This is a genomic window from Nordella sp. HKS 07, from assembly GCF_011046735.1.
Taxonomy (GTDB): domain Bacteria; phylum Pseudomonadota; class Alphaproteobacteria; order Rhizobiales; family Aestuariivirgaceae; genus Taklimakanibacter.
Genome location: NZ_CP049258.1, coordinates 4,983,070 through 4,995,054, shown reverse-complemented (window position 1 = coordinate 4,995,054; position 11,985 = coordinate 4,983,070). Strand labels below are relative to the sequence as shown.

13 protein-coding genes and 1 tRNA gene are annotated in these 11,985 nt (G+C 57.7%); 9 read left to right on the top strand and 5 right to left on the bottom strand.

Going from position 1 to position 11,985, the window contains the following annotated elements; translation table 11 throughout:
* Window positions 1-47 precede the first annotated feature (47 nt).
* Window positions 48-1,157, bottom strand: coding sequence for an extracellular solute-binding protein (locus G5V57_RS23455; RefSeq protein WP_165169948.1), 1,110 nt, complete (start codon window positions 1,155-1,157; stop codon window positions 48-50).
* A 298-nt stretch (window positions 1,158-1,455) separates the two neighbouring features.
* Here G5V57_RS23455 and G5V57_RS23450 point away from each other — a divergent pair.
* Together G5V57_RS23450 and G5V57_RS23445 are read left to right on the top strand one after the other, a co-directional pair.
* Window positions 1,456-1,529: transfer RNA gene (locus G5V57_RS23450), tRNA-Gln, on the top strand.
* A 529-nt stretch (window positions 1,530-2,058) separates the two neighbouring features.
* Window positions 2,059-2,649 carry a hypothetical protein gene (locus G5V57_RS23445; RefSeq protein WP_165169947.1) on the top strand — a complete coding sequence of 197 codons (591 nt, stop codon included), beginning with the start codon at window positions 2,059-2,061 and terminating at the stop codon, window positions 2,647-2,649.
* A 637-nt stretch (window positions 2,650-3,286) separates the two neighbouring features.
* Here the strand turns inward: G5V57_RS23445 and G5V57_RS23440 are convergent.
* Complete coding sequence (locus G5V57_RS23440) at window positions 3,287-3,607, bottom strand: hypothetical protein (protein WP_165169946.1); 321 nt, start codon at window positions 3,605-3,607, stop codon at window positions 3,287-3,289.
* A 230-nt stretch (window positions 3,608-3,837) separates the two neighbouring features.
* On the opposite strand from G5V57_RS23440, the gene G5V57_RS23435 reads away from it, so the two are divergent.
* From G5V57_RS23435 to G5V57_RS34910, 5 genes are all read left to right on the top strand, one after another.
* Window positions 3,838-4,563 carry an HNH endonuclease gene (locus tag G5V57_RS23435; protein WP_165169945.1) on the top strand — a complete coding sequence of 242 codons (726 nt, stop codon included), beginning with the start codon at window positions 3,838-3,840 and terminating at the stop codon, window positions 4,561-4,563.
* Between the two features lie 342 nt (window positions 4,564-4,905).
* Window positions 4,906-5,385: a hypothetical protein gene (locus G5V57_RS23430; RefSeq protein WP_165169944.1), complete on the top strand. Its 480-nt coding sequence runs from the start codon at window positions 4,906-4,908 to the stop codon at window positions 5,383-5,385.
* Window positions 5,386-5,619: 234 nt separating this feature from the next.
* Window positions 5,620-6,048: a hypothetical protein gene (locus G5V57_RS23425; RefSeq protein WP_165169943.1), complete on the top strand. Its 429-nt coding sequence runs from the start codon at window positions 5,620-5,622 to the stop codon at window positions 6,046-6,048.
* Between the two features lie 146 nt (window positions 6,049-6,194).
* Window positions 6,195-6,689, top strand: coding sequence for a hypothetical protein (locus tag G5V57_RS23420; protein WP_165169942.1), 495 nt, complete (start codon window positions 6,195-6,197; stop codon window positions 6,687-6,689).
* Window positions 6,690-6,839: 150 nt separating this feature from the next.
* On the top strand, window positions 6,840-6,965 hold the full coding sequence (locus G5V57_RS34910; RefSeq protein ID WP_256378596.1) for a hypothetical protein: 126 nt from the start codon (window positions 6,840-6,842) through the stop codon (window positions 6,963-6,965).
* A 64-nt stretch (window positions 6,966-7,029) separates the two neighbouring features.
* Here the strand turns inward: G5V57_RS34910 and G5V57_RS23415 are convergent, their stop codons facing one another.
* From G5V57_RS23415 to G5V57_RS23405, 3 genes are all read right to left on the bottom strand, one after another.
* Window positions 7,030-7,242: a hypothetical protein gene (locus G5V57_RS23415; protein WP_165169941.1), complete on the bottom strand. Its 213-nt coding sequence runs from the start codon at window positions 7,240-7,242 to the stop codon at window positions 7,030-7,032.
* Window positions 7,243-7,513: 271 nt separating this feature from the next.
* Window positions 7,514-7,939 (bottom strand): lipocalin-like domain-containing protein, encoded by a 426-nt coding sequence (locus G5V57_RS23410; protein ID WP_165169940.1) that lies wholly within the window; start codon window positions 7,937-7,939, stop codon window positions 7,514-7,516.
* Between the two features lie 245 nt (window positions 7,940-8,184).
* Entirely contained in the window at window positions 8,185-8,463 is a 279-nt protein-coding gene (locus G5V57_RS23405) for a hypothetical protein (RefSeq protein WP_165169939.1), read from the bottom strand.
* 186 nt (window positions 8,464-8,649) lie between these two features.
* On the opposite strand from G5V57_RS23405, the gene G5V57_RS23400 reads away from it, so the two are divergent.
* Entirely contained in the window at window positions 8,650-8,964 is a 315-nt protein-coding gene (locus G5V57_RS23400; protein ID WP_165169938.1) for a hypothetical protein, read from the top strand.
* 650 nt (window positions 8,965-9,614) lie between these two features.
* Window positions 9,615-11,849 carry a DUF4157 domain-containing protein gene (locus G5V57_RS23395; protein WP_165169937.1) on the top strand — a complete coding sequence of 745 codons (2,235 nt, stop codon included), beginning with the start codon at window positions 9,615-9,617 and terminating at the stop codon, window positions 11,847-11,849.
* The last annotated feature ends 136 nt before the right edge of the window (window positions 11,850-11,985 follow it).

Below are 11,985 nucleotides of genomic sequence, written 5' to 3'. Positions count from 1 at the left end.
GTCGGGCACCTTCTCCCGCAAGCGGGAGAAGGGAAATGTCGGTGAGATCAGGCCGCCTTCACTTCGGCGGTGGCCTTGTCGATCATCTCGTTTTTCATGTCGCGGTTGACGGACGAGAAGAACACGATGCGCTCGACCTGTTCCTGCGGCAGCGAGTTGGAGGCTTTCTCGAGATCGTTCAGGAGCTCCGGCACGCCCGAAATGGTCGAGGCGAAGCCCGACTGGCGCGTCATCGAGGCGCCGACCTCAGGGGAGGCCAGGATGGCATCGAGAAGCTTGTAGGCGTTCTCGGCATTGGGCGCGTTGTTGACGATGTTGAGCGTGTAGCAGAAGCCGAAAGTGCCTTCCTTCGGCACCGACAGGCGGATCGGATGGCCTTCGGCAATCAGCTTCGCCGCCGGGCCCGACCAGGAATGGGCGAGATAGATGTCCTCGTTGATAAACATCTGCTGCACTTCCGAGCCCGCATCGTAATATTTGCGGACCATGTCCTTCTGCTTGATGAGGAAGTCGCGCGCCGCGTTGGTGGCTTTCTGAGCCTCGTCGCGCTTGTCGACATAGGTCACGAAGTCGCCGTCATAACCCAGATATTGCATGACGATGGTCATGAAGTCGCTGACGATGTAGGAGGTCATGCCCTTATATTGCTGGTCGAACATGACGTCCCAGCTCTGCGGGTCCTTCACATAGTTGGTGTTGACCGCGAGGCCCTCGTAGCCGGCGAGGATGGGCAGGCCCCAGAACTTGTCGTCGACCTTGGTCCAGGGCGCGTTCTGATAGGCCGGGTTGAGGTTCTTCCAGTTGGCGATCCTGGCGGTGTCGATGGGCGCCAGCAGATTCGAGGCGATGAACTGGCTGTAGCGGTGGCCGGCGACGGTGACCATGTCGGTCGTCGGATTGGCGCCCTCGGCGGCCAGCAGATTGTACTGCTTACCCTGATCGTCGGTCAGGCGGATATTGACCTCTATGCCGGTATCCTTCTGGAATTTCTCAAGAAAATCGGCCGGCAGGAATTTGTCATAGGTGGTGACGTTGAGCACCTTGCTCTGCGCCCAGGCGGGGCGCGGGCGGATGATATAGGGCACGCCCAGGGCGCCTGCGGCGGCGCCTCCCAGAAGTTTCAGCGTGGTCCGACGGTTGGCGGTGAAATCCCTCATAGGCTTCCTCTCTCTTTCTTTTTTTACTTCTTCAGCCGCACCGCCACATTGTTGCGACGGTGGTCGTCAGAGTTTTCTTCGGGTGGCCAGGGTATTTGCGCGCCGGGAGCGACCGGGAGGTCAGGCACGAATTCCGGAAAACCGAACTAAATTTCCAACATGCCGGAATATTCGGTCGCATTTGGGGATCGAGTCAACCAAAAATTACCGGAAAGTTAGATTCGCCCGTGCCTGAAGCAGTGTGTTGACCATCTGCCAGGTCGGGGCTATGAAGCGCCCGGACATTCCGGTTCATGCTTGGGGAATCGTCTAACGGTAGGACAGCGGACTCTGACTCCGCCAGTCTAGGTTCGAATCCTAGTTCCCCAGCCACTTGATTTTCCTAGTGTTTTTCACTTTTTTACCACTTCACAATGACAGCTCTGTAACCACCGTGTAACCAAAGTGGGCAGTGCTGGTTCCTTTCGCCCTGCTCGCGCCTATGCCGGTATGCAACAATAAACCCGCGATTTGCGGGCATTTGCGCCCCTTCCCCTGACAGCGGGTAACCCGCATCGCCTCCGGGGCCACCCCCAGCGAACCCCTAGACTCAATTTTTTCCATGATGCCGGTGCGCGAGGGTTTCGGCTCAACCGGTCCCTCCGCCTCCACCGCTGGAACCAAAAACCCCGCCAAGGCGAGATAGCCAAAGGGCGGGGTTTCCGTCCGCCCCTCCGGGGGCATGGCGACGCGGACAACCCAGCATAGGCGATCAACAGGGCGCGACTATGGGACTTTAGGCACGCCGCCATATTTGGTTGGCGCTGGCGGCAAATCGCAAGGGATTGGCGGCCACCCATAAGCAAGTCGGCTAGTGCTTGTATATACAAACGCACCATCCAGTTACCACAGGAAAAACATCGTGAAGAAGCTTATCAAACGGAACATGGACCGTGAATCCGCTGAGAGAGAAAGACTTTACGAATGTCTTCACGAAGCCGGGCATGTTATCGCCGCCCGGGCTTACGGCTTTAGAGTTGCGTGGGTTTCAATCGACCAAAACTTCATTTCCGCGCAGGGCGCGAATAAAAGGGGGGCTCTTGAAATATTTGGCCCGATGTCAATGGCACTATGCGTCCACCTCATAAATCCAATCTTGGCACGAAGGAAGATGGACGGCCCAGATGATGAGCGTCTTGTACGTGGATATTGCATTCAAGTGCTCGCTGGGCCGGTGGCCGAAGGGCATTACAATCCCGATTTTGACAGGGCTGTTGCCGCAGTAGACTTGCAGCAGGTCACACATGTCTGCGAACGCATCTTTGGGGAACGATCTGAAAGGCGTGCCTTCAGACAGAGAGTTGGCAAAGAAGCCACCGCTTTTGTAGAAGCGCACAAAGGAGTGATATTCCATTTCGCCGTAGCGCTGTACAATCGCGAGACTATCCTTGAAGTGGACATTGATCAGGCAATTGCGACCGCGCGTGCTCAAGCCTTATTGGGCGCTGTGTGAAATGAAAGGAAGCAAGCGCTCGATCCCAGAAGAGACAAAGCATTATTCAGGGGCACCATCTAGCCGCTATTGGTGACCCGGAGGATACCTCACCGCTGCAACGGCATCGCGCGATACGCCGGGTCAAAAAGAGCCGCTCCAAACGCCGGTGGCCCGGCGCTGGCCCGGCGTGCGAAAATAAGAAAACCGCGCTGGATAGGCGCGGCCTCGTGTGGAAGGTTGCCATGACGCCAGGCGGCCCGATGATCACGGAGGCTTTTTGCCGAGTACGGACTGTGTCACCGTCCCCGGCGCAGGAACTCGGGCTCAAAACGACCACCTGAGTAGCGGCAATCAGCCACCCTCGATACGACAACCAGACGTAGATCTCTTTCGCCGCCGCCTCGAAGACTTCTTTGCTATCTCGGGCGAGGCCTTGCCGCTGTGCGCGTCGCCGAGCAGCCTCGCCGCCTTATCCCGCTTGGCAGACGGGGTCGATTTGAGCACAGTGCGGTCATGGCGACGGGCGACAAAGTCGATTGCGAGGCCGACCTTGAGGCGCCGGAAGCCGGGGCAGACGCTCCCCAAGCTGCGACATGCAATTGCGCTGATCCTGCAATCGCTCAAACGGTAGATGGCAAAGTTCTCGGCCCAACTTTTAATTGGTGACGCGATAGCTGATCGCGAGAATTTTAAAGACGCGAAGAAGACGGTCGAGCGCGGGCGGCACTGGATCATTCCCTGGGTAACCGGTTATGGCGAGGTTATTGCCTAGCAGGTACTGCGCGACGAAGCAGTGATAGAGCAAATGTTGACGTGTCCAGCGGCGAGTATGAGCGAAGCCAAGCACCCGATCAAGCAGCTGCTCGACGGTGGCGCCGTCCTTCTTCACGATGTCCATGAATTTGGGTTGGTCAAGATCATCGAGGACCTTTTGATAGGATTTAAGGCTGTACTCAAACGGGGTGGTGTCGGCCATGGAACTTAACCTCTGAAATGGGCAAGGGACCGCAAATAGAAAAGCCCCGCCACCAAGGACGGGCTTCGATGTGAAGCTTGCCGGAGAATGGGGCAAATTCCTCGCCGGCAATTCGACTATAATCAAGTTCTCGGGATTGGGACAGCCAACCTTTCGCCGCCACTCGGTTACGGTCGGCGGCGTGACGGTGAAGGTCAAAGCGTTCAGCGGCTAACCGGGAGACAAGGGCAATGTGGAACGAAGCGATGCCGAAATGGCGCACGGCGCACAAACAGCATCAATGCCAGGGCGAGGACTGTGGCAAGGTTATCCTGATTGGCGAGCGATATCTCGATAAGGTCCTTTCCGACCCCGAGCATACCCATCAACGATATTGCCAAGAATGCGCAGGACCTGTGATGGCAAAGGCCAAAAGTTATCACTACTTCAACGGGCGCAATGATTTTCGTGATCGCTATAACGACCGCATTTCCAGTACGGAATGGAAGAACCTAAGACAGACGATCATTGAGCAGCGCGGCACTCGGTGCCAGCGTTGTGGAGCAGAAAGTGGCCCCCTGGCGTTGCATCACCTTCACTATCGCTCCCTTGGAAACGAACAGCCTCAGGATGTCGAATTGCTTTGCCCCGAGTGTCATGAAGCGGCGCGCCCGCCGAAGAGGGAATACCCAAAAGAAGGGCTGATTGCTGGTCCCGGTGGCAGTCAGTGGGGCGAGTTTGCTCCGAATACAGTGTATCTCCCATCGACATTGTCAGACGGCACAGTCCTGCACATACCCGTTGAATGGACCCCGCCCCTCGACGCCGAGGCCGCCATGGAAGCGAGCAGGCACGCCCACGCCCCGACAAAGGCGCTCAGGAACGAAAGGCGCGAGCGGCGCAACGAAGTTCTTCACAATCCGACGCTGCACACGGCGGAAATATCGCTTATCGGCCGGCTCGCTCAGAACAGCTGAACCCGGGCCACGGTTGCCAGGGCTGGACCCCGCTCGGCGCCTGCCAGGGCGAGATCTTTGATCGCCTCAACAACATGGGGCTCATCGAATTCGCGCGGCATTCTAAGCGCCTCGTGCGCCTCAGCACGCCAGGCCACAATCTCCTAAAGAAGCTCCGTCCGTAGAATGTGGCACTCCCGCCTGCCTTGCCGCCTCACCAGAAGCGCCGCTAACGGCCTTCCCGACGTATCATCGGGCCAAACATTTTGTCATACGAAAGTAGCAGTGGCTGCCTCCTTGCTGACTAGGCCAGCAAGAGTATTCAATTGGTAGTTGCGGCGACTATTTAGGGACGCGAAAGTCATGGGAAAGATACTGGTGGCAGCGCTTTGTGCGCTGGCGATCTGCGGTGGCGCGGCGAATGCCGAAGAGTGGCTTGATGAGTGCAAGGTTGATCCCATGAACGACGACAACGATTGCATAATCTACAATAGGGACGTCGACCTAATGATCGGTATTGTCGACCGCCACTCTACTAACGAGTCCTCGCTCATTGAGCTTTTTGCACCGGCCAGAGGTCCGACCTTACTGGGCGTCTGCCTTATCTTGCACAACTATCCCGGTCGAAAGGGCTTGATCAGGATCGACGCCCATAAAGCTATTGAAACCGACGAGCGCGGATGCCTTCCGACAAAGCTCATCTTACCCCAAATGAAAGCCGGCAATCGCGTTCGAACACGTTATTGGGTTTTTCCCAACGACAAGCCCATTGAACGCGAGGGCTCACTGATCGGATTGACCAGCGCAATCGACCAGCTAACGAACCGGCTTAAAAAGCCATGATCAACATCTTGGCTGTCATTGTGGCCATAGCAGCTACCGCTTTCGATGTCCCGCGAATACAACGCCCATCGCCGCTGATAGCAAAAGCTCCAGCGACAAGGTGACGACCGGGCTCAAGGAAACTGGAATGCTGCAATGACCAAGGGCGAAGTCGCAACGCTGTGAAGCACCCCGGTCTAGGTGTCACGCACCTACTGGCGAAGCCCGTCGGCAACTCAACCAGGAGACCATTCTGTGAAACGAACTATTACCATTGCGGCGCTCGGCTTGATGATGGCGACACCGGCATCCTCCGATGAATCCAAATGGCACAACGAATGCATTGTCGACTCCATGAGCGACAGGAATGTTTGCGGCGTCTTGAATACTGAGGCTGCTTTCGGAGTTATGTTTGTCGCTGGCAGACCAACCGCCGTGTGCGTTTTCTTAGATGAGCATTTCACAAACCTAACTGAGGCCGGAATGTTCAGAATTGATAATGAAAAGGCAATCAAGACGAACGATGTCGGTTGTGTTACTCCAACCCGCGAGCTTCTGGCACAGCTTCGCATGGGCTACCGTCTTCGAACCCGAACATTCGGTGACCAGTGGATAGACCGCGAATCAACATTAATGGGCATCTCGGCAGGTATGGACAAGATACTGAAGAGTGAGCTGCCGTGAGCCGCGGCTGCAGCAAGGCACTCGCTTGCGACGGCACAATCATGCAGCACTATTCGATGGCTCTTCTAGGCTTGGCGATTTTTGTGGCGCCAAGCGCTGGCCTTGGCGATACTGTTCTCCCCCGGCCGAAGCCAATCGAAGTTATCATGAAGAAGCTGACAACGGATCCCACTCCAAAAGCTGATTTCGCAGATGCCTTACACTCGACGCCAACGGCGTCCATTGAGGAACCAAAGTGCCCCTTTTCAGCAGCCGTCTATACCGACCGCAGTTCCGATTATGAGTTGCGGATCATTTCTCGCGACGGAGCAGTTACAGAGATGGGCGTCGATCTAACTTCAAAATCAACGAAGTTAAATCTGCGCGGCGAAATCATGTGGAGCAACGGAGCGGCCCGTCCTTATATCGCCCTCGCTGCGCTTGGCGACACAGAGGAATTCTACGGTGGCGAGATTTATGCGCTTGCTGTCGAAGGGGCCGAGGTCATCAATTCGGGTCTTCCTGGCCCAGACGACGATGCCCCGCCCACACTTCTGCTCCCGAACTATAGCGCCACTTTCTATAGCACGTTTCGCGATGACTATCCCGAAACTGCCGAGTTGCCGCAGGATGTATATTATCTAACCATGTGCCAGAAGTGAGCACGACGCGCTCACCGGTTCGGCGGCGACCGCGAGGCCGAGCTTGAGGCGGCACTAGAAGCGATCCGCAAAGTGACTTCGAAGTCAGGGCAGACATTGCCGGAGCTGCGCCGGGCGATTGCGCTGATCCTGCAAGAGTTGAAGGACTAAATGGCGCTTTGGAAAGACACGCTAATGATCCGAGTCGGGGCGGTTGACCGCGCGGTCGAGGTCACCATCGACGCCCCTGAAGGCACGAGTATCACGAATGTGCAGGAGCTTGCCGAGAAGGCCTAGCGGTCGGTGAACAAGACCATCGGCCAGGTGACGGTGAAGGTGCGGGGCTTCGGGCGCTAGAGCGTTACACGCCGAAGTCAGAGAAACTGGACAACTCTATGAGCTCGGCCTCAGCATTGTCGATGCCCTTTTGGATGTGCTCGTCGATCACCTTCGCCACCGACAGCAACGAGTCTCTGAGTTCAGGATCTGCAACCTTCACGGCGGCAACAGGCAACAGGTTGGCGAAACCCTGAGTATGATTGAGGTGGTCAATCCAACTGGGGTCGTTCTTCATACTCGACGAGCCCACACCCGAATAGCGACCGCGTGTTACGGCCCTACGGCGACCGCTGGCGGCCTTTCTGCCTGACCCCTCCCCCACAGGCCACAATCGCCGAACCGCCGTCGGTGATTCGCTGCGCGAATCCTGAGTCATTCTGCGCTACGATGCCGGTGCGATCGCCCTAGCCTCCTTTGTGGCGAAGCGCCGGCCGGGGTTATCCTTTTCCCCGGTTTCCCTTGGCCGCCTCGACATCTTGGCTTTGGCCCGACGATGCCTCCCGGCGCTAGTCCGCTCGATGCCACATCACGACGCCTCGCCCCATGCGGCCAGGAAATCTGGGGTGCGGGGTTTGGTCAGAGAAAATCAGCAGTTGGTCGCCATTCAGTTTGAAGTACCTCGCCTGCTCGGTACCCACCCAATCGGGATGCCACGCAACTTCAGCTACGTTGATGATCAGCAGATCGCCTTCTTCAAGCCGAAACTTGCCGGTGTAGGCCATCATGCTCTTAAAGAGGGCGGCTTCATCGGTCTCGCCTTTCGGCGATTGGCGTCCGTCCGACGTGATTATCGTAATAAAGCGCTGATCCTCAGTTATGACCAGATATCCGCGAGGCTTCGAGCCGTAAATATCGACGCGCTCCCCGGTGTCAGAAAACTCATACTGGACAGAGATTAGCTTCCAGGTGCCAATGAGCTTGTCACGTGCCATGGTATTTCCCCATTCCGAACAGCTCTGCGCCCCGGACAAAATTGGCTCAGATTACGCCCCTTGTCACGGGAAACGATCAATGCCGTGATGCGGGCCAGGGCCGACGAACAGGGCCTGCCTTAAACAAGGAAATTCCCGTCGGCGGCGTGACGGTGAAGGTGAGGACGTTCAGGCGCTAGGCCTCAAACAAGAAAACCCCGCCAAGGCTGGCGGGCCAAGGACGGGGTTTCCGTGGTGCGTCCGCCCTAACCGGGGGCATATTGGCGAGCGGACACCACTACCTTAGCCCGAATCCTGTGTGGGTAAAGTGCACTATGGTCCTCGATATGGCAGCCAGACCTTTGCCGCCTCGCCGCCAGTTCGAAGATCGTCTTCACCGCCTCGGACCGCTTCGACATCTTTGCGATTGCCCGGATGATCAGCAACCTCTCTTCCTCAGTGGGCTGGTGGAAATTCCTGCCTTGCGCGGTATAGGCGTAGACGACGCGCTTGTTGGCGTCCTCGATGCGGAAGCCGCCGCGCAACTATGAGCCGCCGCAGGCGTTCTAAGGCATAGCGGTGTGCGCCGATGGCGGCGAGTGCCGTGCCGGATCGCCGAGGGCAAGGAGACCGTGGCGTTTCGCTGTGAACATCAAGTAACGGCCGTAAACCGTTGATCTCCCATAGCGGCGGCGGCACCGGAACCGCCTGCCCATTAACGAGAGTGGATTATGGCACTTCGACATCTGATCATCGTAGCGACTCTGGCGAGCTTCGCGCCTGCTGTGGCGCCCGTCATGACCATCAACAAGGTGGCAGCGGCTGAGACAGTGAAGAAGAAAAAGGATCAGACGGTGAATAAGAAAAAGAAGAAGGTCGTCGAGAAGAACCAGGAGCCGCGGGTGAAGAAGAACTTCCGCGGGCCTCGGCCGGGCGAGCCCAATGCCGGCTGGACCGACGACTGCCTCTTCTACTATGACGTTTATGGCAGGCTGCCCGCCTATTGCGAGCCATATGGCCACGGCTTCCGAATGTGGGACTGGTAGCGGCGGCGAGCGTTTTTCAACAAAGGACAGCGCGCCATGGTGGTTGTGATGCGAACATGTGCGCTCGGTGATCTCGCGCAGCGCCCGCGGTTTTCTGTGCGTCTGGCCGGCGCGTTCCGCTGCCTCCGCAAATAGAGGGTAGGTCGATGCCTTCGACGCACCGCGCATTGATCGACACTGGCGGAGGATATTGGGTTGAGGTTCGGACTATTGCAATGCCACAGATACGACAGAAGTGCTGCCCTCCCCATAACGATCGCCAGAAAGGCGTCGTGCCAGTCTTCACACAGACGGAACAAGTTGGATGTATCCACAATGGCATGCGACATTGAGGGATTGCGGCATGCACGCTTTTCTTTGCCGTATTGACCCATGGCCGCCGCTAATAGTGACTAACAAATCAAGGGTTCCGTCAATCAAAATGGCTTGTAAGGGCCGGCTGTTATCGTCCTCGTTCGGATGATGCGAAATCGCCACGAGTGGCTTTCGCAAGCTTGGGAAACTGCATAAAGGGGGCGGCACCGAAGGTCGGACACTCGGCGTTGTGACGAGGAGACCCGAATCTTGGACGGGATGCGATGCAGGGAATATATCTTGACTTGCCTCGTTAAGCGGGCGCTAGATCGAGCGTTATCGGAGAGGACGATGGCATGTTTGCTCCCCTGATGATGAAGCCCGAATCCCCCACCGCTGCTATGCGTAACAGCCGAGTTTCGCGCCCGGCCCCTGTCCAAGCGCCGGTTCAATCGTCGGAACAAGAACCGCAGTTGCCCAGGCTGACGCCCTCTTTGCCCGGTTCCCTCCAGCGAAAACTCGCCGTCGGCACGCTCGATGATCCCCTCGAACAGGAGGCGGATCACGCCGCCGAGCAGGTGACGAGTATGCCTGCCTCCAAATTAACCGTCACCCCCGCGCCGCCTGTCCTCAGCCGTAAGTGTGCTGAGTGCGAAGAAGAAGAGAAGCGGCTTCAGAGAAAGGTTGCGGAAAGGGCCGAAGCGGGCGTCACCGACGCGCCCGCGATAGTCCGCGATGTGCTTCGTTCACCCGGCCGCCCATTGAGCGACGCGTGGCGCTCTTACTTCGAGCCGCGCTTCGGCCGTGATTTTTCGCAGGTTCGCTTGCACACCGAAGCGCATGCCGGTGACTCCGCCCGCGCGGTCGGCGCGCGTGCCTATACGGTGGGCCGGCACATCGTATTCGCCGACGTACAGTCCGGCGGGGATCGAGCGCTGCTCGCGCACGAATTGGCGCATGTCGTCCAGCAATCGGCGCCCGCTTCGGAAACGACGGTGCGTCGAGCCCCGGTCAGAGGACCGCCGAATCCCCCGCCAAGGGAATCTCTGGAGATTATCGCGCAAAGACTTGCCAGGCTGGCTTTGGGACAGCACCAGATTAATCAAAACTTTCCCGGTGGCCCGGTTCTATCGGTGGTTCGCGATGATGTGTCGGGGCGCATTTTCGTCGCGTTCAACACGGGCATTTCGAGGCCACTCACCGAACTCATGAACCAGAGGCTGCTCGCGCACATCCAGCGTGCGGGCACGGGTCAATTCAAAATCGTTCACGACATCGTGCCCGGCGGCCATGCGGAGGTCATTGCTCTCAACGACGCGATCACAGCGCGCGAAGCCGCGACCCAAAGGCTCGTGGCCGCCCAGGACTTGCCAACGTTCGAGCTGCACAATGTATGGCTGCAAGAGAGCCGGCGGTTCGAAACCGCCGTCCGGTGTGAACACTGCGGCCCTTTGACCGAGGGCGTTAGGGTCACCCGGTCGCTCTACATCGCCGAGAACCCCGTGTCGGTCACCAGCCCGGCTGCCGTCACTGTAAGCGGAACCATCACTCCCAAGGAGCCCGGATCGGGAGAAAGGTCGCCACCGACGTCGCCACCTCCCGGGCCTGAAACCAGCCGAGGAGGCGTTCAATCGTCTGCTACGGCGAGCCAGAAGGCCACGACGGGTGCGGAAAAACCGTCAGCGAAGGCGCCACCTCCCCTACCTGAAATCAGCCGAGGGGCCTTCCAATCCTCTGCCGCGAGCGGCCAGGAGGCCACCACGGGCGCGGTTGGTGGCGCCGCCATGATGATTCACCAAGGACAAGTCCAAAATCTGGAGAACTACGAGCACCAAAAGGCCGAGGAAGCCGTCAAGAAGATCGAGCCGATCGTCAGAGAGCTCACGTCACAAGGCTCGTGGGTCGCCGTTAAGATCTATTTCGATGCGCCGAAGACGACGAACCTGCTCGCAAGTGTCTTCAAGGAGTCATCCGACGTCAGTCATTTCCTCTGGGTGACCTACTCCAGTGGAGACACCCGAGAGCAGGCTCTCGGCCAAGAACCGGCGAAGATGGGTCGCGCACCCTTGGGCACGTATGAAGCCCCAAAAAACCCTTTGGGAGAGGACCGGACCGGTTACGTTGCGGATGTGAGGATCTTCCGGCCTGATCCCAACCCTCAGCCGATGATGTTTGGGTACCCGAGTTTTGTGGGAACCTATAGCCCCTTTCATGTGGAGCAGAATTCAGTCGGCGGAAGGTTCGATCAAATGGTCGCAACGGGGATGCATCGATCGCTTCGGTTCCATGCGGGGTCTGCAGCCGATCCGCGCTCGGTCGTTGAGATGTCGCATGTCGACTTTGATGGAACCAAGCACTGGTACGAGACTGAATGGGTAAGTGGCAACGACCCATCAAAGGGAATTAATGCTCGCTTCGTCGAAAAATCCGACGGAAAAATTCTCTCCACAATCAATAGCTATTTTAAGCATGTCGAATCTCCTAGTGGCAATGTTCTTGGTGAGAATGTTAGCGGCGAGAGCACTTCTGCACCTGGGGTCTATAACTGGAGCGCACTAATCGTCTGGAAGCAAAACGACAATTCTCGCTGATGTGGTCGCTCATCCCCGGGGGAAATCTGCAAAATATTGGTGATGTCCTGCGACGGGAGTAAAGTTCCGTGCAATTGCTTTCAGGACAACCAATCTCGTTCGGAAGCTATCCAGGTAGCCCATATCCGCAAGTCTC

What these genes read in the sequence shown, in the direction of transcription:
- G5V57_RS23455 (WP_165169948.1), bottom strand. Translation starts at nt 1,157, where the DNA reads ATGAGGGATTTCACCGCCAACCGTCGGACCACGCTGAAACTTCTGGGA.
- G5V57_RS23440 (WP_165169946.1), bottom strand. Translation starts at nt 3,607, where the DNA reads ATGGCCGACACCACCCCGTTTGAGTACAGCCTTAAATCCTATCAAAAG.
- G5V57_RS23435 (WP_165169945.1), top strand. Translation starts at nt 3,838, where the DNA reads ATGTGGAACGAAGCGATGCCGAAATGGCGCACGGCGCACAAACAGCAT.
- G5V57_RS23430 (WP_165169944.1), top strand. Translation starts at nt 4,906, where the DNA reads ATGGGAAAGATACTGGTGGCAGCGCTTTGTGCGCTGGCGATCTGCGGT.
- G5V57_RS23420 (WP_165169942.1), top strand. Translation starts at nt 6,195, where the DNA reads ATGAAGAAGCTGACAACGGATCCCACTCCAAAAGCTGATTTCGCAGAT.
- G5V57_RS34910 (WP_256378596.1), top strand. Translation starts at nt 6,840, where the DNA reads ATGGCGCTTTGGAAAGACACGCTAATGATCCGAGTCGGGGCGGTTGAC.
- G5V57_RS23415 (WP_165169941.1), bottom strand. Translation starts at nt 7,242, where the DNA reads ATGAAGAACGACCCCAGTTGGATTGACCACCTCAATCATACTCAGGGT.
- G5V57_RS23410 (WP_165169940.1), bottom strand. Translation starts at nt 7,939, where the DNA reads ATGGCACGTGACAAGCTCATTGGCACCTGGAAGCTAATCTCTGTCCAG.
- G5V57_RS23400 (WP_165169938.1), top strand. Translation starts at nt 8,650, where the DNA reads ATGGCACTTCGACATCTGATCATCGTAGCGACTCTGGCGAGCTTCGCG.
- G5V57_RS23395 (WP_165169937.1), top strand. Translation starts at nt 9,615, where the DNA reads ATGTTTGCTCCCCTGATGATGAAGCCCGAATCCCCCACCGCTGCTATG.